This is a genomic window from Fimbriimonas ginsengisoli Gsoil 348, assembly GCF_000724625.1.
Lineage (GTDB): Bacteria > Armatimonadota > Fimbriimonadia > Fimbriimonadales > Fimbriimonadaceae > Fimbriimonas > Fimbriimonas ginsengisoli.
Genome location: NZ_CP007139.1, coordinates 3617783 through 3636734 on the forward strand (window position 1 = coordinate 3617783; position 18952 = coordinate 3636734).

At 61.4% G+C, this 18952-nt stretch carries 17 protein-coding genes; 3 read left to right on the plus strand and 14 right to left on the minus strand.

All coding sequences use genetic code 11. The features are described 5' to 3' along the window. Window positions 1-2 precede the first annotated feature (2 nt). The gene (locus OP10G_RS16250; RefSeq protein WP_025229383.1) at window positions 3-2219 is read left to right on the plus strand and encodes a GumC family protein; all 2217 of its coding nucleotides are present in this window, start codon (window positions 3-5) and stop codon (window positions 2217-2219) included. Window positions 2220-2240: 21 nt separating this feature from the next. On the opposite strand, the gene OP10G_RS16255 is transcribed toward OP10G_RS16250, so the two are convergent. Continuing rightward, window positions 2241-3023 (minus strand): tyrosine-protein phosphatase, encoded by a 783-nt coding sequence (locus tag OP10G_RS16255; RefSeq protein WP_025229382.1) that lies wholly within the window; start codon window positions 3021-3023, stop codon window positions 2241-2243. A 185-nt stretch (window positions 3024-3208) separates the two neighbouring features. Between OP10G_RS16255 and OP10G_RS16260 the strand changes: the two genes are divergently transcribed. Further along, a complete protein-coding gene (locus OP10G_RS16260) occupies window positions 3209-3424 on the plus strand; it encodes a hypothetical protein (protein ID WP_025229381.1) in 216 nt (71 codons plus the stop codon). A 51-nt stretch (window positions 3425-3475) separates the two neighbouring features. Here the strand turns inward: OP10G_RS16260 and OP10G_RS16265 are convergent, their stop codons facing one another. Next, window positions 3476-4852, minus strand: a complete 1377-nt coding sequence (locus OP10G_RS16265) for a Coenzyme F420 hydrogenase/dehydrogenase, beta subunit C-terminal domain (RefSeq protein ID WP_025229380.1) — start codon at window positions 4850-4852, stop codon at window positions 3476-3478. Next, entirely contained in the window at window positions 4845-5957 is a 1113-nt protein-coding gene (locus OP10G_RS16270) for a polysaccharide pyruvyl transferase family protein (RefSeq protein ID WP_227624953.1), read from the minus strand. The genes OP10G_RS16265 and OP10G_RS16270 overlap by 8 nt, the downstream gene beginning before the upstream one ends. Window positions 5958-5973: 16 nt before the next feature. Between OP10G_RS16270 and OP10G_RS16275 the strand changes: the two genes are divergently transcribed. Then, on the plus strand, window positions 5974-7692 hold the full coding sequence (locus OP10G_RS16275) for a hypothetical protein (RefSeq protein WP_025229378.1): 1719 nt from the start codon (window positions 5974-5976) through the stop codon (window positions 7690-7692). On the opposite strand, the gene OP10G_RS16280 is transcribed toward OP10G_RS16275, so the two are convergent. The 11 genes from OP10G_RS16280 to OP10G_RS16330 are packed head-to-tail and all read right to left on the minus strand — an operon-like array spanning window position 7658 to window position 18724. Next, window positions 7658-8254, minus strand: coding sequence for a histidine phosphatase family protein (locus OP10G_RS16280; RefSeq protein WP_025229377.1), 597 nt, complete (start codon window positions 8252-8254; stop codon window positions 7658-7660). The two genes, OP10G_RS16275 and OP10G_RS16280, sit on opposite strands and share 35 nt — an antisense overlap. Next, window positions 8251-9204, minus strand: a complete 954-nt coding sequence (locus OP10G_RS16285; protein ID WP_025229376.1) for a glycoside hydrolase 5 family protein — start codon at window positions 9202-9204, stop codon at window positions 8251-8253. The genes OP10G_RS16280 and OP10G_RS16285 overlap by 4 nt, the downstream gene beginning before the upstream one ends. Next, entirely contained in the window at window positions 9201-9983 is a 783-nt protein-coding gene (locus tag OP10G_RS16290; protein ID WP_038473239.1) for a TIGR04290 family methyltransferase, read from the minus strand. Before OP10G_RS16290 ends, OP10G_RS16285 begins: the two co-directional genes overlap by 4 nt. Beyond that, window positions 9980-11065, minus strand: coding sequence for an inositol-3-phosphate synthase (locus OP10G_RS16295; protein WP_025229374.1), 1086 nt, complete (start codon window positions 11063-11065; stop codon window positions 9980-9982). The genes OP10G_RS16290 and OP10G_RS16295 overlap by 4 nt, the downstream gene beginning before the upstream one ends. Next, entirely contained in the window at window positions 11062-12222 is a 1161-nt protein-coding gene (locus OP10G_RS16300) for a CgeB family protein (RefSeq protein ID WP_025229373.1), read from the minus strand. The genes OP10G_RS16295 and OP10G_RS16300 overlap by 4 nt, the downstream gene beginning before the upstream one ends. Further along, window positions 12215-13306: a CgeB family protein gene (locus OP10G_RS16305; RefSeq protein ID WP_025229372.1), complete on the minus strand. Its 1092-nt coding sequence runs from the start codon at window positions 13304-13306 to the stop codon at window positions 12215-12217. The genes OP10G_RS16300 and OP10G_RS16305 overlap by 8 nt, the downstream gene beginning before the upstream one ends. Then, window positions 13303-14430 (minus strand): CgeB family protein, encoded by a 1128-nt coding sequence (locus OP10G_RS16310; RefSeq protein ID WP_025229371.1) that lies wholly within the window; start codon window positions 14428-14430, stop codon window positions 13303-13305. Before OP10G_RS16310 ends, OP10G_RS16305 begins: the two co-directional genes overlap by 4 nt. A 4-nt stretch (window positions 14431-14434) precedes the next feature. Continuing rightward, complete coding sequence (locus tag OP10G_RS16315) at window positions 14435-15538, minus strand: glycosyltransferase family 4 protein (RefSeq protein ID WP_227624954.1); 1104 nt, start codon at window positions 15536-15538, stop codon at window positions 14435-14437. Continuing rightward, the gene (locus tag OP10G_RS16320) at window positions 15535-16542 is read right to left on the minus strand and encodes an MDR/zinc-dependent alcohol dehydrogenase-like family protein (RefSeq protein ID WP_025229369.1); all 1008 of its coding nucleotides are present in this window, start codon (window positions 16540-16542) and stop codon (window positions 15535-15537) included. Before OP10G_RS16320 ends, OP10G_RS16315 begins: the two co-directional genes overlap by 4 nt. After that, window positions 16542-17609: an SDR family NAD(P)-dependent oxidoreductase gene (locus tag OP10G_RS16325; RefSeq protein ID WP_025229368.1), complete on the minus strand. Its 1068-nt coding sequence runs from the start codon at window positions 17607-17609 to the stop codon at window positions 16542-16544. Before OP10G_RS16325 ends, OP10G_RS16320 begins: the two co-directional genes overlap by 1 nt. Further along, on the minus strand, window positions 17606-18724 hold the full coding sequence (locus tag OP10G_RS16330; RefSeq protein WP_025229367.1) for an NAD-dependent epimerase/dehydratase family protein: 1119 nt from the start codon (window positions 18722-18724) through the stop codon (window positions 17606-17608). The genes OP10G_RS16325 and OP10G_RS16330 overlap by 4 nt, the downstream gene beginning before the upstream one ends. Between the last annotated feature and the right edge of the window lie 228 nt (window positions 18725-18952).

Sequence of the window (18952 nt, forward strand, 5' to 3'; positions counted from 1 at the left end):
AGATGACAAATCCCAAGCGAATTACGGACGACCTTCGGTCGGGCGGCGGTTACGACGTTGACGAGCAGGAGAGAACGGAGCTCTTGCATTACGGAGGGGTCCTGCGTCGCCGGTGGCCCGCCATGCTCGTGGTCGCCTTGGCCGTTTTCGGCCTCGTGGCCGCTTACACCATGCTGCAGCGAAAAGTGTACGAGGCATCTACGAAGCTCGTCGTGGTCACAAAGGGGGCATCGATCGGCGGCGGAGATACTCTCCTCGCGACGCTCGGCGCGATCCGGCAGAGCCGGACGGTGGACACCCAGGTCGAAATCATCAACAGCTTCGACCTCATCGACCGGGCGTTCCGAACCATGACTCCGGCCGAGCGAATGAACGGTTTCAAATCGCTCACCGCGCCCGCCTGGTCCTATGAGATCAAGAGCCGAGCGGAAACGGACGTGATCTTGATCGATTCGCGTTCGTTCCGCCCCGATTTGGCGGCCCGATTCGCCAACGCCATCGCCCAGACTTACTTAGACGAGGACCTGAAGCGAAACAGCCAGGCAACTCGCCAAGCGTGGGAATACGTTCAGCGGGAGATGGCGACGTCGCGTAACCAGCTCGCCATCGCTTCCGCCGATCTCGCACACTATAAACAAAAGACCGGCCTGGTCGCTGCCGCCGACCAGGTGAGCGGCCTCGCAAAGGCCGAGCTCGAGGTCCAGGGATCGCTCGATTCTTCGCGAGCCGACATGCTCGCGGCGGAGCGAAACCTCGCCCGGCTGAAAGGCCAGCTTCGAGCCCTGAGTCCCGAAATCGATTTCCAGCGGACTATTGCGGAGAACCCCGAGTTCGCTCTCGTTCGGGCGAACGTGCTTCAACTGGAGGGACGGCTGGTCGAGCTATCGCAGGAGTTCACTCCCAACTCGCCTGAGGTCACCCAGGTCAAGCAGGAGCTGCAGGTCCAGAAAGACAAGCTCAAGGCATTGGCACGGACCACCGTTTCCACCGAGGAAAAGGTTCGTAATCCCCTCCTGGACAAGCTTGCCTCCGACTACGCAGAGGCGACCGCGACCCAGGTTGTCGCGTCGGAGCGGGCGAAGGCCTTGGGCGGCCAGCTCGTAAAAGATCAGGCCGCGCTTCGACAATATCCCGAGCAAGAGAGGCATCTCGCAGAGCTGCAACAAAGGGTCGACGTTCTTTACCGCACGTTCAACATGCTCTCGGACCGGTATTACGCCTTGCTGATCGAGTGGCGTTCCAGCCTGCCCAACGGCCTCGTCGCGGCGCTCGCAAGGCCGCCCAGCGCTCACTCGTCGCCGCGCACCTCGCTCAATCTGACGTTCGGAATCATCATCGCCCTTGTCCTCGGTCTGGGTGTCGGGGTGCTTCTCGAAAGGCTCGATACGAAACTCCACAGCCCCGAGGAGGCGGAGCGAGCGACCGGGCTTCCGGCGCTCACCTTTGTTCCGGAGGCCACCACGTCTGGAGACCGGCTCCTGCTGGGCGAGGCGCAACCAAGCCACGCCTTCATCGAGAGCTTCCGTTTGCTTCGGAACAATATCGCCTTTGCGGTTCCCGACAAGGACCTCCGGGTGGTCGCCGTTACCAGTGCGGCGATGGCCGAAGGTAAGTCGACGATCTCCGTCAACCTCGCCATTGCGATGGCGATGGATGGGAAACGAGTTCTCATCATCGACGCCGACCTCCGGCGTCCGACCGTCCACAAATGGGTCGGCATGACGAACGAGAAAGGATTCACCTCGGTTGTTCGGGGAGTTTCCTCGCTTAGCGACGCGGTTCGATCGACTCAGTGGGACGGTTTGCAAGTGCTCCCGTCGGGGCCGCTTCCGCCCGATCCGACGGAGTTCTTAAACTCGCACCGCAGTAAAGACGTCTTTCAGCTCGCGGCGAACGAATACGACGTCGTCGTGGTCGACGCGCCCCCTTGTACCGGTCTCAGCGATATGCAGGTCATTAGCACGATCGTGGACGGAGTGGTCTTGGTGGCAGCTCTGGATTCCACGTCCAAGCCGATGATGCACGCCACCATGCGCATGCTCCGCCAGGCGGGGGCGCCTCTTCTCGGGTTAGTGATCAACCGTATCAAGCACTCGAACAAGGGGTACTACGGCTATTACGGTTACTACGGATACTACGGATACAGTTCCTACCAAGACGATCCCGCGGCGGAGGAGAAGGTGGCAAAGACCAAGCGATCCCGAACCAGCAAGAAATAAGTTGCACCGTCACTCGCCGGGCTACTTTCGAAGCAGCCGGGAAAGCCACCCTTTTTGCTCCGGTTGGGGTGGCGCGGCGGGTAATTCGGGCAGAGCCTCGCCCTGGAGAACCTGAGCGGCGCTTCGGCGGGTAAGCAGGTCTACGTATTCCGCGCCCAGGGTAGGAACGAGCATGGCGTATGCCGTTCCTAGCACCGGTTCGCTGCTGGCTCGATGCCCGTCCGAGGCTAGGAAGTGCGCCCATCTTCGCCGGAGGATGAGCTTTGCGACTTCGATCGCCCTCGGACCGTATTTCCCGACAAGACTTCGTGCGTTCACTTGGCACACGATTCCTCGCTGCAGGTACTCCTGCAGCCGATCCGGCTCCTCTTGAAACGGAGCGCACCGCTCCGGATGGGCGAGGATCGGAACGATCCCTCGCACCTGGATCTCGTATAGGATCTGGTCGAAGTCGTGCGGCAGCGATCCCATCGGGAGGTCGACCAGCATGTGCCGCCCCTTTCCGGCCAGGGTAATGGAGACGCCTTTATCCATCGCCTCGAACATGGCGGCCGTGGGGTAGATCTCTCCGCCCGGATAGATCTCCGCCTCAATTTCCGCATCCGAAACGACCCGATTCAGTCGCTCGACACGCTCGCCGACGTCTCGCAACCGGTCATAGTCGCGGCGTTCGATGAAGTGCGGGGTCGCGATGAAAGCTCGTGTGCCGCCCTGCACCTCTTTACGAATCAGCGCGATCGCCTCTTCATCGCTCTGGGCTCCATCGTCGACGCCCGGGAGGATGTGGCAATGAATATCGATCAACGGGCATCATTTTACGCGCCTTTGATTGCCACCGAAACCCGGCAAAACTTTCTGGTCACGCAGAACGGCTCATGCGCCGAATAAACGTAAGTCAATCGCCTCATTTTGCCGTTAGAACCGTCGAACCTGCGGAGACGGCGGAACAAGGCCCTACCTTAAGTCGTACAATCGCTTGGAAGGAAACGATGCAACGAAGCACGATCCGTTTAAAAGGCAATAACCTCGGCCTCTCCGGTCGAACCGATCGTCCCGGCAATCCGCGCGGGACTCACGACACATCTTGGTGGAACCGGCTAATCTCCCGGTTCGTCATGGATGCCCCGCCCGATTGGGACGTGCACCCAGACGCCGTCGAAAGACTCGCCTCCCGAGCCACCCCATCCGAACCGACTGCAAACTAGTCGAAATAGAGTAAAAAGACGGCTCCGGAGAAGAATCTCCGGGGCCGTTCTTTACGTCAGTCCCCAGCGATCCAGAAGCTTGCCAAGCTCGCCACGGGAGTAGGCGAGGGCGTGGTAGAACGTCATTGCCGATTTGCTCCATCGGATGAAGAGAATCGGATTTCCGGTTCGTTGGGTAAGCCAAAAGATCCGGTGGCTCCACCGGGAGACGAGAGCGCGGGTCCGGTAGATTAGCCGACGGCGACGCGACTCGGGGGCGGCGGGGCGCACCCGCTTGACGGACTTGAGCCCCGTTTTTGGCCAAGTCAACCTATAGGAAAGCCCCTCGCGCCTCTGCCGAAATCCGGCGGCTTGCGTCGCTACCACGAATTCTTCGTCGACCGGCTCGAGGCAAAGGCGGCCATCCTCGATGGCTGCTTGAATCAAGTCGTTTACCACCGGCGAGCGGGTGACGATGACATTGGTTCCTCTCCCGTCGGACGTGTACGGTTCGACCCAGGCGTCGCCGAAGGAGATATCCGCGGTTTCGGCGATAACGTCGTCGCAGAAGTTGCACGCCTCGTATTGAAAGAACCCCGAGCCCCAGTCGCCGTCGACAAGATTCCACCAGTCGCGCTTCTGGATTGAACCGTCCTTCAGGGTCAGCTCGGCAGTATAGGTGCTCGCGGGACGAGTGACGTCCTTCTTGCGGAACTCGACCGCCTGCACCTCCTCAATCGGGACATTCATTTGCATGGCGAACGACTCGACGAAACGAGCGCTCTTCATGTGGCCGCAGAACAAACCGAGCGTAAATGCGATCCGCTCCCGCAGCAGCGGATCTTGACGTCGAAGAAGCTGGACGGCCTTGATAAAGCAGGGAACACCGACCACCGCGTAGCGTCCGGGGTTCGCCCGGATCTCCCGAAGGATCTCCGACATTTCGACCGGGTAATAGCGAGACTTAGCCCCCTCCCGAATCTCGTCCGGCGATCGCGAAATCCGGTATCGGAAGAAACGTCCGTCGGTTTCCGGCTCGGCGACGGGTGCGACGTGGGCGGCGCCGTCGATAAGCCCTCGACGCATCAGCTCTTCCAATACCCAACTGACCATTCCGCCGGAACTGCCTCGCTCGCGAAAGCCACCGGTCGCAACATAGCCGACATGAGCGGCGATAAAGCGTCCGATGGTTTCGTGAGGCTCGGCGGCGGGGAAGAGGTCGGCGGCGATTTGGTCCTCGTTGGAGGCGGAGGGGGAAAAGGGGCAGGTGCGCGCCAAGACCTCGGAACGGCTCCGCATCCAGTGCTGGTCCCCGGTGGGATGGAACTGCCCGTAGGGATCGAAATCCATCCGGGTAGCAGGTGAATTCGATTGGGCTACACAGCTTCCGCAGCCGATGCAGAGGCCGGAGCGCACGACTCGAAGGGGGCTTAGCGACTTCTCACGCATCGGTTTCCAGCGATAGAGAGAGATAGCGATCGGAGGCGTCCCGAACGGCTTGGAGCCGTTCAAAAAGATGATCGGCGATCGGTTGGGAGAGAAGCGCTCCAACCGACTCAGAAGAGCCGTCCGCCACGAGGTGCGCCTCGCCGCCAAGGAGCCCCATCAACCCCCTTACCTTGATCGAACGATAGGGGGAAATCTCGCAGGCGAAAGGTTTGACGTTATTGAGGGCGAAGACGCAGCCGTGGAAGAAGTTGGTAGCGACCGACTCACAGCGCCTCATCGCCTCGGCGAACTCGAGCGGTCCGGCTTCGATCCATTGCGAATCGGCCCAGTCGTTACGGTATCCGACGCTTAGGAGGAGCAACTTTCGCGAGTCGGCCCAACGGCGTCCCGCGTGGGCAAAAGCCGGTGTGAAGTTGTGACCGTACACGACGGCAAACGGCTTCGTCGGCCCACTCCAAGCCGTTTCGGAGGTGGGAGGGAATTGGAGGCACGGGTCGAGGACGGTTTCCGGTTCGATTCCGAGGGCATTTTTCAGCATCCACCACGAGTTTTCGTCTCGGACCGCAATGGCGTCGAGCCGACTCAAGAGATCCGTCCACGGAGAACCGATCCCCTCCCAACAACTGTAGTTGCCAAAGCTTGCGGCGTAAGTTACGATTCGCTCAGCCGGGAGACCGAGACCAAAGAAGGCGGCCTGTCCCGCGTACCAGGGGTGCTGCAGATTCCAGACCTCGTCACTGCCGATGACGACGGCGTCCATCGGGGCAAGCCGCTCCGGGTGATCGATGTCGAACGGTGCGGAAAGCGGAAGCCGTTCGAACTCGGCGAGGAACTTCCGTATCTTGCAAGCGTAGCGCTCGGAGTCTGACTTCGAGACCGGGGTGGGAAGCGTGGGGCGGAGAGCGCATCGCCATTCGGCGATATTTATCCGGCTTGAAACGTGATCTAAGAGAAAGGCGTCGTGGCCACGGCTTCGGAGTCCTTCGACGAGGCATCGCGCTTGCCAGTAGCTGCCGTAGTTGATGCATCGGTGGAACGTAAGCACCCCGATCTTCTTCGATCTATGGTGCCCATCCACACGGCCGCCGACTAGATTCGGTTCCACGCGCGGACCCTGCTGCATGATTGTTTACGGCGACCCCTCCTATCGACAGCCATTAAGCGCCCTGGTAAGGGAGCTTCGGGCGGTTTCGGATGCGTCAAAGTTGGACGACCTACGCACTTTGCTGGTTCATGCCGGGGAATTGGAGCAGGCGTACCGCGACGAAGCTCCGATGGGCGACATAGGTAAGTTCGAACGGGTCACGGAACTTGCGGCAACCGCATTCCTGGGGCGATGGCTGGAGGGCCAACCCGAGCTCACAATGTCGCCAATCGATGTCGCGGAAGCGCTCGCGAACCTGAGTGGGGCTTTGGATTCTATGCCGGTCGAGGACACGCCCGTTACGGTTAAGGTTCCGGAGGGGTTCGCGTTTTACGGCCTGTATCCGGAGGCGTATTGCGTAGCGGCATTGCGTTGGATCCAAGAACATACGATCGGCTCCGGCCAAGTGCTGGTAATCGGGATCCGGAGTATTGGGACGACGCTATCGGCGGTCGTCTTGGCGACGCTCCGGGCGGGGGGATGGACGGCGGACCGCATCACGGTGCGGCCGATCGGGCACACATTTGCCCGCGAATTGGAGTTGTCGATGGACGAGGTTGGCAAGCCGGACTGGGTCCTGGTGGTCGACGAAGGGCCGGGACTCTCGGGTTCGTCGATGGCATCGGTAGCCGAGGCGGTTCAGCGCGCGGGGGTGGCGGCGGACCGGATCGCCTTCTTCCCGGGGCATGGCGGCGAGCCGGGACCGCAGGCTACAGAGTCGGTGCGGAGGTGGTGGCGAGAGACGCCGCGGTATGTGACGCCGTCAAGCGAACTACGTTGGAACGGGCGCTCACTCACCGAGGTGCTCGCAGAGCGCACCGCCGTTTTGCTTGGCGGCGGGGTGGACCGGGTAGAGGATCTAAGCGGGGGGATGTGGCGAACCGCCGCGTATCCAGACGTATCAGAATGGCCCTCGGTGACCGCCCCCTTCGAGCGGACGAAATACCGGGCCGTCTTGCAGGACGGCCGGGCGGTGCTGTGGAAGCACGGGGAAGGTAGGTCGTTGGCTACGCTGGATATGGCATGCGGGTTTGCGGCCACGCCTTGGATCGAAGGGAGGCGATTGAGCCGTGCGGACGCTTCGCCAACGTTGATGGAGCGAGTCGGCCGTTATATCGCCGACGCGGCTGGGCCTCCGCTTTCGGACGAAGAGGAGATTGCCGCGCGCGACCGCCGGTGGAACATCACGTATTGGAACACAAGGGAAGTTTTCGGCGAATCGATCGCCGACAAAATCCTGGAGTGGCGCGATGGGGATTCCGACCCCTTGAATCCTCTTCGATATGGAGACGGTCGCTTGTCGCCCCATGAATGGGTATTGACCACGGACGGCGAGGTTGTGAAGACCGACGCAGGCGGACACGATTGCGATCACACGGCAGTCGGACCACAGCCGGTGACGTGGGATATTGCGGGAGCTTGGGTGGAGTGGGGGCTCGACTCCTGCGGGGGCGCGAGTTTGCTCGCGGGATTGGCAAGTGGGGGATTGGTCTGTCGGCACGAAGATCTACGCCTGTTTCGCTTGGCATACGCGGCGTTTCGTCTCGGTATCTGCTCGTTCTGCGCCGATCTGAGCGGCGACGAGAAGGAGCGAGGTCGATTACGGCGCGACGTCGAACGGTATCGCAACTGCTTGGTCGGGGTTTTCGAAGAGATGGGAATTACGGGATTCGAGGCAAGGCTCCCGTGTGGTTGATGCAGTGAACCCACGGACCGTAATCGCCGATGGCGATCATGCTTACCGATGCGGGACTGATCTCGACGCGCTGAAAGAGATCGAGCGGAATTCCGAGGAAGTAGGCCACCGCCGATTTGATGACGTCCCCATGACTGACCAAGGCGACATGGTCGAAGGGGTGTCGTTCCCGTAAGCGCATCATGAAAGTCACGATTCGGACCTGGGTTTCTAGCATCAGCTCGCCGTTCGGAGCGCGGGTGCCGCTTCGAAAGGAGTTGAACTGCCGCCACTTCTCCTGGGGCCGGAGGGCGTCCAAGCGCTGGCCCATCCAGTCGCCAAAATCGAGCTCCTGAATTTCCGCGGAGGGTTCGACGTTTCCGCTCAGATAAGAGGCGGTCTCGCATGTGCGATCGAGGGGGCTGGAATAGATCGCTTTGATCGGCAGCTCGCGCAGCCGCTCGGCAAGCTCGGCGGCTTGGGCCCGCCCATCGGGGCTGAGATGTACGCCGGGGAGACGGCCGGCGATCGTCTCGCCCCCCAGCTCGTGCAGCGCGTGACGGATGAGGAGAAATACCGTCATCGGAGAGACGTCGCCCCGGCAAATTCGGCGTGAAGCGTCGCGCCGGGAGCGTAGCGCCGGACCATCGTCGCGCAGAAGTCGGCGTATTCCTCGATCTGGGCGGGCGGGCTCGTATGGTGGCCGGGCAGGCCGTGCTCCAGGGCAAGGCTTCGGTGTTCGGGGGTGAAGCAGAAGGTAACCGTCACCTCGAACTCATCCAGGGCGCTCATCTGCCGATCGAACCATTCCCATGCGCCGGGTCGGAAGCTATCTGCCCAACTCAACCCGGTTCGGAGGCGCCGAACGCCCAGCTTACGCATCCACCGCACCGCGTCGTCGAGACGAGGATCTTCGAAGTGAAACCACTGGCAGAGACCCATTTCGGGCGCATAGAGAGGGAAGTGGCGGAGCGCGGGCTTGGGCGATCCGTCTTCTCGCAGGAGGCCCATGTAGAAGTGGCGGTAGTAGGAGGAACCCTCGGCCTCACGGTGGCGCGTGGTCGCCGGCCAGGTTCGGGGCAGATCGTAGAGGCTGTACCAGTGGATTCTGGGGACCCTTCCGATAAGAAGCTCCGCGGTTCGATGAAGACCGAATTCTTGGACCTCTTCCGCTCCGAAAGTGGAGACTCCGACTTCGGTCACCCACACGGGCTTGTCGGTTACCGCCTGAATCTCGTTGACCTTGTCCGGCCACTCGTGGATGGTCCAGTGGTTCCAGTCGAGAGGGAATCCGTGGACCGCTACGACGTCCACTTCCTCAAGCCCGCCAAGATCTTCGACTCGTTGAAGCCAGGGCGCGTCGATCGGGGACATGCCGCCCAAGACTCGTGGGAGGCGCGGGTTCTCGGAGGCGATCGCCTGTCCGGCGGCTCGGATCATCTCCGAGAAAATCCGCCACTCAGGGTCTAGGTTTTCGAAGTCCCAGTGCGACTTATTGTTGGGCTCGTTCCAAAACTTGACCGCCTCGATCATCGCCGTACCCCCTTGGCCGGGTGGACCGCGCGCGGTCCATCGGGCAAGTCAGGCAGCTCCGTGCGGCGGCAAAGGTAGACCTCTTGCTCGGGGTGTTTTTCAATTTCGAAGCCCGAGCTTCGGAGCATCGCCTCGCAGCAGGCACGGTTCGGAACCCACCAATTGGTGGGGTCGTGCGAATAGCGTTCCTCCACGAAATACATCTTCGGGTAGCCGGGCTTCCGGAAGACGTCCTGCTGCCAGAAGTCGTAATCCTCTTCCAGCGGCTCGACCTCGGCGCTGCCGCGTTGCATCGATTGGAAGAGGAGCATGTCGCCGGCGACGTGCTCGTGGATAAGATCGAGGGCCAGAAGCGGGTGACGCAGGTGGTAGAGAACTCCCATGAAGATGACGAGGTCGAATTTTTCGCCAAGCTTCGCGACGTCGTAGACCGACAGCTCCCGATATTCGATATCCATCCCGCTGACTTCCGCGGCGAACCGGGCTTGTTCCAGATATCGCGGGTCGGAGTCGGTGCCGACCACCCGAGCCGCGCCTCGGCGCTTCATCTCCATGGAATAGAAGCCGGCGTTACACCCGATGTCGAGCACGGTCTTGCCGGATAGGTCGTTCGGAAGAGCCTCGGCGATCTTGGCGAACTTGATGTTTGGGTAGTCGCCCAGGAAGTGCTCGGGAGCGGTTTGGACTCCCCGAAGATCAAGGTTGTGAAACCACGGCCCGAGCTCCTGCACTCGGGCCAGGATCTCCTCCTGGGTCAGCGGTTTTTGCAGCGAGATCATCGTGGTTCTTCCCCATTGATAAAGGCGGTGGTCTTCTCCCTAGCGACGTCGTCGGTGAATTGTTGGGGGGGAGACTTCATGAAGTAGCTGCTCGGGCTTGTCAGCGGTCCGCCGATGCCCCGGTCGAGGGCGAGCTTGGCGCACCGGATCGCGTCGACAACGACGCCGGCGGAGTTCGGGGAGTCCCAAACTTCGAGCTTGACTTCGCACAGAAGCGGGACGTTGCCAAAGGTGGTCCCTTCCATCCGGATGTGGCAGAACTTTCGATCTTCGAGCCACGGAACGTAGTCGCTAGGTCCGACGTGGGCGTTTTCGTACGTCATCTCGTAGTCGAGCTGGCTCGTGACGGCCTGGGTTTTCGAGATCTTTTTCGACTCGAGCCGCTCTCGCTCCAGCATGTTCATGAAGTCGGTGTTGCCGCCGAAGTTCAACTGGTAGGTGCGGTCGAGTCGTACGCCTCGCTCCCGAAAAAGGTTTGCCAAAACGCGGTGGGTGATCGTGGCTCCTACCTGTGATTTGATGTCGTCGCCGATAATCGGAACTCCGCGATCTTCAAACCGCCGCGCCCACTCGGGATTGGAGGCGAGGAAGACGGGCATGCAGTTGATGAACGCGCAACCCACCTCGAGCGCCTGCTCGGCGTACCACCGGGCGGCATCTTCGGACCCGACCGGAAGGTACGAGATCAAGACTTCCGCCCGGCTGGCTCGCAGGATGGCGGCGACGTCGACCGGAGGCTCCGGCGACTCGTCGACTACCATTTTTAGGTACTTGCCGAGGCCGTCGAGCGTCGGCCCACGCTGCACGACCACTCCGTTGCAAGGCACTTCGGCGAAGCGGTAGGTGTTGTTGGGTGGGCTGAAAATCGCCTCGCTCAGGCATTTGCCGACCTTGGCCGCGCTCACGTCGAAGGCGGCGACAAACTCGATGTCACGCACATGGTAGCCGCCCAGGACCACGTTCATGAGGCCCGGCACCGTGTCTTCGGCCCGGGCGAGGCGATAGAACTCGACTCCTTGGACCAAAGCGGAAGCGCAGTTGCCCACGCCGATAATGGCGACGCGAATCTTCCCGTTACTCATTCACGGCCTCCAGCCGGCAAGCATCTACTTTCATCGGAAAACAGGCGTTCGTCCCGCGTTTTTGGTTCCCCGAAATCCGGGCGGGCCGCGCGTGCAGACAGTAAATATCGTTCGAGCTGCTCGGCGCGGTGGGCGGCGGTGTGTTCCGACATCACCCGACGGCGGGCGCGATTGCCCATCGAAAGTCTGGTCGCTTCATCCGTTTGCCGCAGTATTTGAAGCGCCTGCTCCCGGGATCGGGCGGTGAATATCTCGGTTCCGATTTCGAAGATGGTCTCCAAGCCATCCCAGGCGTCGCTGATGATCGGGGTGCCGCAAGCAGCGGCCTCAAAGAGCCGGACGCTCGGGGAGTAGCCGGCGCGGATCATGTCGTCCCGCGTGACATTGAGGGTGAAGCGTTGCGAATTGTAGAACTCGCGGTGCTTGGCAGGGGGAAGGTGCTCGATCCGGGTGACGTTGTCTGGCCACTCGATGCTAGAGGGATATTGGGGGCCGGCGACGGCGAATCTTCCTTCGGGCCAATTTCTGGCCGGTTCCACCAAGAGCTCGTTAAGGGTGGGTTGGCGGTCGTCGCTGTAGGTGCCCATGTAGCCGAGATCCCACTTGGGGGGCTGTGGCTCCGGGTAGTAGAGCGACGGGTCGAACGAACAATAGAGGGGCAGGGCGCTCGGAGATCCGTACTCTCGCTCGAGACGCTGGAGCGTCGGTCCGCCGGTGAATGAAAGGTAGAGGTTGTACGCCGGTATTAAGTCGGGCGACAGGTATTCGTAGTCGCCTCGGCTTAGTTTGGCAAGGGTGACGGGGGTGTCGATATCGTAAAAGGCGGTGACGCCACCGGCGTTTCGAGTGACCCACTTGCCGACCTCCACGCCGGCAGGAACGTAGGAGCCGACGATCACGGCGTCGGCTCGCCGGACGCGATCGGCGAAGCAATCTCGAAGCTCCTCCAGAGATTGGTAAAGCTCGGTTTCGCAGTAGACCGGGTTAGGCAGATCCCGGTGGGGGGCGTACCAGGGGACGTCGCGCTCCAAGAAGAGGATTCGATGTCCGCGGGCGGCGAGCTCGCGCAGCAGACCGCGGTAGGTGGTGGCGTGGCCGTTTCCCCAGGAGGAGGTGATCGAGAGTCCCAGGATGACGATGTCGAGTCGGTCAGACAAGACTCACCCCCGCCACTCGCTTTCCTTCCAGCGTCTGTTCGAGCTCCAGAACCCGGTGGGCATAGGTGTGTTCGGAGAGAACTCTTTTCAGGGCTGCGTCTCCGATATGACGGGCTATTTCCGGTGTGAGGGACTCTACGAAAGCCGCGACGTCGTCGCCGTTTCGGGCGACAAGTACTTCTCGATCCGGCTCCAGGAACTGTTCGATGCCGATCCACTCGTCGGTGATGAGACAGGCGCCCGCCCCGGCCGCTTCGAAGACGCGCGTCGCGGGCGAAAAGCCGTACCGGGCCATGCTTTCGCGGCTGATGTTCAGGACCGCCATGGGAGTGCGGTTGAAGGCGTTGTGGTCGGCGGTGTAGACGTGACCGAGATAGGAGACGTTGGCAGGCATCGCCTTATCTCCCCAACCGCTCCCGCCGATTAAGAACCGGCGTTCGGGCGCGGCTTGGGCGGCGCGTAGGAAGAACTCTTCCACTCTCGCTTCCCGGTCCGGCAGCCGGTTACCTAGAAATCCAAGATCCCCCTCGAACCGTGGCTCGGGAGGGACGGGAAAGTGGGTCGACGGGTCGAGTGCGTTGTAGATCGGCACGCATTCGCGAGCGCCGAGCGCTTTGTAAGCGTTGATCACCGGCTCTCCGCCGCCGTAGGTAAGGACGAGATCGTATCGCGGAATAAGAGGGCGGAACGGGTCGGATGGGTTGCCTTGAACCCGGTCCAGGGTCGCAGGCGCGTCGACATCCCAAAAGGCGACCAAATTGGAGGGGCGCTTGAGGTTCACGACGGCGGCCTCCAGAAGCTCGTCGAAGACACCGACGCCGCTGGCCTTTACGATCAGGTCCGCCGACTTTGCCTCATCGAGGGCGCGGCCGACGCCGTCGGTTCCTTCGCCCGGATACACCACGACCCTCGCCCATGACGGGTCCTCGATATCGCGATGCTGTTGGCGGCCGTAGGCATCCGGCTCGTAAAACGTGATTTGGTGCCCCCGCTCGTCGAGCGCGCGAATGATTCCGCGATAGTAGGTGGCGGCGCCATTCCAATACGCCGACACAAGACTGGAACCGAAAAATGCGACATTCATCTGTAAGTCACCGTCGTTCTTTCCTCTCGATTAATTTCGTCGACGATCATGTCGAGCTCGCGGACTCGGTGGGCGCAGGTGTGGCGAGCGAGGACGGTTCTTCGTCCGTGATCCGCTAAGTTCGCCGCGTACTGGGGATCGTCCAGGATGCGACTTAACTTCGACTTCATCTCGTCGCCGTCGCGGGCGACGGCGAAGTCCTCCCCCGGCGTGAAGAGCCGCTCGCTGTCTTGCCACGGAGCGGAAACCAGGGGGATGCCGCAGGCAAGGGTCTCGAAGACCCGGATGGTGGGGATGCCCGGGAGGAGCCGCGTGTAGGGGCGGCGGGGGACGTGAACCGTCACTTTGTAGTGCGAAAAGATATCGGGGGCGGCGTGGTTCGCGAGCGAACCGCCGTAAGATATTCCGGCTTCCGCGAGGGCTCGCAGGGCATGATCCGGATATCTCACGCCGAAAACGGTGGCGCGTAGCCCGAGCTCCTTCACCGGGCGAAGCAGGAACTCGTGGAGCTCTTCGGTTCGCTCCTCGTCCCCCCAGTTGCCGATCCAGACGAGGTCGCCGTCTTTTCGATTGGATGGTTTCGGGTGGAAAACTCGGGGGTCGGCGGCTTCGTGCCAGGTCAAAGCCCGCTTCGCCCATCCTTTTTCCTCATAGACTTGGCGGATGACCTCGCCAAAGGCGAGGACACCGTCGTAGTTCGATAGGTCGTAGGCGGCCATCGCCGCTGGATCGGTGACGGAACGATGGTGGGTGTCGTGAAAGAAGAGCCGGTAACGGTAACGGTGGTGGTGGCGGCGGTGGTGTTCTCCAATGCGGCGGACGAGCTCATGGTCGTTCCACTCGTGAACGAGCACCAGGTCGGCGTCGGCAAGAGCCATCTCCAAGTCCAAGCTCTTTAGGTCATAAGAGATGGAGTTAAGAGACGGATAAGCACGCCGGAACTCCCGGACCGCACCTACGCCGCGATCGGAGATCAAGTTCGTCAGACTCCATGAATCCCGCGGCTCATATACGTCGAGCGAGTCGCCCCGGAGCTTCCATTCCGTGGCGAGGCCCCGAAGGAAGTGGGCGTTGCCGTGGTTCCAATCGGACAAAAGCGAATGGCAAAAGACCTTGATCTTCATGGCATTAGCTCGCGAACGCCTGCTGCGCAAGGGAGACCGCAGAGGGACTCGAATCGAGAAGTTCCCGGTAGACCCCGAGGTAGGAGTCGGCGAAGGTCGACGGGTCGAAACACAGCCCTCGGCGCCTTGCCGCATCGCCAAGCCGGGCTCTCTGGTCCGGGTTGTCGATAAGCGTTTGGATCGCGAACTTCAACGCGGAGGGATCTTCCGGATCGACGAAGAGCGCGCAGTCGGTCCAGTTCTCTCGCAAACTCGGAATGTCGCCTAAGACGAGGGCGCAGCCGGACAGCGCGGCTTCCAGGATCGAGAGTCCGAACGGCTCATACCGGGCGGGTAGGGCGTAGATGGAGGCTCGCCCCAGCCAGTGGGCGATGTCTCGCGAGGGAAGTTTGCCAAGTCGCCGAAGCGACGACTCACTTGGGTTGCTATTGCCATCGCCGGCGACGTAGACCGGCCAAGGTAGCTCACCGGCGATCCGGTCGAGCGCTTGCACGTTTTTCGCTTCGTCCCAAAGCCGGCCGGCAGAGAAGACGAATGGCTCTTTCGAATCGGAGCGGAAGCGGTTGGCGTCGGCGGTGTTTGGAATCGCGATCGAACGCTTGAACGGGCCATAGAGCCGATTCGCGGTGTTTAGCATCGCACGGGTCGGAGCTACCAGGTACTTGGCAGCTCTCAAACCCTTCGCTACCTCTTGGCGGTACCGGTACCAGTTTTCCGGGGCGGACTGCCGCTTCACCGCTTCGAACCAGGAAAGAACGCACGAGTGGAAAACCACGACCGTCGGAGCCGACCAGCAAAGGGCGGCGTGGCAGAAACCGTTGAGATGGACGACATCGGGTCGAACCGCATCTTCAAGGCTTAGCAGCCATCGACCTGCTTTTCGCACGTCACTCCACGGATCGGCCATCCACTCGAGCTTGTAATTGCTCTCGTAGAGCGTAAGCCCGCGAATCGCCTCCGCCGACCGTACTTGGTCGCTCGATAGGAGAGCGCCCATGGTGGCGAGGGAGACTTGAATGCCCCGCTCGGTCAGGCATCGGGCGAGGTCGAGGGAGTAGTTCCACACCCCGCCGACGGTGTCGGCGGTCATCAGAATCTTTCGGGTCATCGCCGTTCGGGCTCCATAAGAATGAGCGCCTTCTTGAATCCGGCGGGGCGGTCCCGGGTGAGATTCAGAGCTACGTCGAGCTCATCTAAAGCGAACCGATGCGAGTAAAGGGGCGAAGGGTTTAACCGCCCGGATTCAACGGCATGAATCGCCTCCTCCATGCCGCGGCGGTAAACGGAAGGCTCCCGTTCGTGTGCGTTGGTGACTTCGAGACCACGCCAGTTCCAGAGTTGCATGTTCACTTGGCGCAGACCGTCTTGGTGGTAGCCGGCGACCACGAGCCGCCCCATTTCTTTGGTGAGCTCGGCGGCGAGGTCGAGCGGCCATTGCTTGCCGACGGCTTCGATCACGACATCGCACATCTTGCCGCCGGTCAGTTGACGGACTTGGTCGATTACTTTCCAGTGGTCGTCCATTCGGACCGTTTCGGCCGCTCCGACCTCGCGGGCGGTTTCCAGCGCTTCATCTTTGCGGGCGATCGCGATGACCCGGGCTCCCGCTTGGGAGCAAAGGCTGGTGAGGAGGGCGCCGAGGAATCCGATGCCGACGATGGCGACGATGTCGCCGGCCTTGACGTGAGACCGGCGAAAGATATTGATCGCGCACCCGAGCGGCTCACCGGGAAAGGGGACTTGATTCAAGGAGGCGGGAATGCGGACGACCGAGTCTCGGTCCGCGACGTCGTACTCGGCGTAGGAGTGGGTGGCGAGGAAGGCGACTCGATCGCCGACCTTTAGCTCGCGAACGTCTTCGCCTAGAGCGTCGACCGTTCCCCACCCTTCGTGCCCCAAGCCGCCGGGGTCCATCGGGTAGGTGAACCATTCCCGGCCTTCCCAAGGAGGGATGTTGGAGGCGCAGACGCCGCAGCCCTCCAGCCGGATTCGGACTTCGCCCGGCCCCGGTTGGGGAATAGGTACGTGACGGATCTCGATTTTGCCGGGCTGGGTCACGGTTGCTGCCCGCATCGTGTCTAGGCGACTTTTCGGAGTTTCCGCGGCCGGCATCATGAGGCGAACGCCTCCGATTGCTTGGAAATGGCCACCGGCTTTGGCCGGCCACCGAGCCATTGGTAGAGGTTGCGAACTCCCTCGAGAGCCGAATACACGGGAGTCCAGCCGGTCGCTTCTTGGAATTTAGCGGTGTCCGAAACGTAGTAGCGCTGATCGCCGGGGCGCCAGTCGCACATCTGCGTCTTCGGTCTCGTGCCGTGCAGCGCCTCGATTAGGTCGAGAAGCTCGATGAGGCTGATGGAGTTTTGAGGGCCGCCGCCCATGTTGAACGCCTGACCGGTCAGGCGATCGATATTCCCCATGAGCAGACCGAAAGCTTCCACGAGGTCTTGCACGTAGAGAATGTCTCGAACCTGTTTTCCGTTTCCGTAGAGGGTGATCGGGCGTCCCTTAAGGGCCTGGAGTAAGAAGTGGGCGACCCAACCTTGGTCTTCGGTCCCACATTGGTGCGGGCCGTAGATGCAGCTCATGCGGAAAACGGCGGCCGGGATCCCGTAGGTTCGGGCGTAGTCCAGCACGTATTGGTCGGCGGCCCCCTTGGAGCATCCATAAGGGCTGTGGAAATCCAGCGGACGGGTCTCCGCGATCCCTCGAAGCTTGGTCAAGGGCGACTCCGGCTCGTACCGGGTCTGCGATTGCACCAGTGGGATGTCCTCCAAGCTGCCATAGACCTTGTTGGTGGAGGTGAAGACGAGACTGGGAGGGGTTACCTGCCGTCGCACCTCCTCTAGGAGATTCAACGTTCCTCGGGCATTGCGCTCGAAATCGTCGATCGGCGACTCCAAGCTTGTGGTGACCGCCACCTGGGCGGCAAAGTGGAACACTTGATCGGCCCTAGGGACGACGGCGTGAAGAGCTTCTTGATCTCGAACGTCTCCCCGGTGGAATTCCACACGCTCGCCGTGTTTGTGCTGAAGCCACTCGAGGTTCTTCTCGACTCCGGCCCGGGCGAGGCTGTCGAAAACAATGACGCGAATTCCCTGGGACAGGAGCCGATCCGCGAGGTTCGTTCCGATGAAACCGGCGCCGCCCACGATCAGCGTCGCTTTTCTGCTTTTCATATGGTCAACCCCCGAGAGGCGAGCTGCTGGCGCATTTCATCGACCTTGTCGATGGCGGTTTGCTCCTGCAGCCATTCGGCGAGCTCAGCGAGTCCGTCGTCCAACAGAATTTGGGGCTCGTATCCAAGCAGCTCGCGGGCCAGCGTGATATCGGGGAAGCAGTGGCGGACGTCGCCGACCCGGTATTGGCCGCAAATCTCCGGTTCGATATGCTCCTTCCCCATCGCCTTGGCGACCTTGCGGGCGGTTTCTTCGATGGTGTAGCTCATGCCGCTGCCGACGTTGATCGCCCGGCCGGTCGCCTCCTCGCGCTCGATCGCGAGCCGGCAGGATCGGGCGACGTCTTTTACGCTGACGAAGTCGCGAAGCTGCTGGCCGTCTTCGAAGATCAGGGGCGGCTTGTCGTTGAGGAGCCGCGATCCGAAGATCGCGAGAACGCCGGTGTACGGATTGGAAAGCGCTTGTCGAGTGCCGAAGGCGTTGAAGAAGCGGAGGGCGACGGTCGGGATGTTGTAGGCCTTGCCGATCATCAGGCACATCCGCTCTTGGTCGTACTTCGAAAGCGCGTAGATCGATGGAAGCGTGGGACGTTTCCATTCCGGGGTGGCGACCGGGGTTAGCGCATTTCCTTCCACATCGCGGACCTGCCAGTCTTGGGCTCGCAATTGGTCGATCGACCTTTCGCTCGCTTCGGCGATCTGGCCATCGGGGCGTTTGTACAACCCCTCGCCGTACAGGCTCATGCTAGAGGCGATGACGAGGTGCTCTACCGGCTGAGCGACCAATGCTTCGAGCACCACGGCGGTTCCAAGGTTGTTCACCTCGGTGTAGCGCGCGATGTCGTACATGCTCTGGCCCACGCCGACGATCGCGGCGAAGTGGTAAACGTGGTCGATTCCAATGAGCGCGCGTTTGACGGCTTCCGGGTTGCGCACGTCGCCAACCATAAGCTCGACGTCCGGCGACAGGTAGTCCGGGCGCTTGCCATCCGAGCCATGAACCTGAGGGGAAAGGCTGTCCAGGATTCGTACCCGGTAGCCGTTTGCGAGCAATTCATCTGCAAGATGAGAGCCGATAAACCCGGCGCCTCCCGTGATCAATACCGATTTGTTCATCTTCTTCTCTCTTCTCTTCTCTTCTCTTCTCTTCTCTTCTCTCTCGCGGTCATCCAAGTCCTTCGCGGCGAACCGACAAGCCGGCCTCCCCGGGGGAGCGCCACCGCCGAGCATCTACAAAGGTTTCGATCTGACTGCGGTTTTTCGAAATCGGTTCGAGATGAAGATGAAGAAGATTTTTGGGAACCGAAAATTCCTTTCCCCTCTCTGATGTGCGGGCAGATGAGA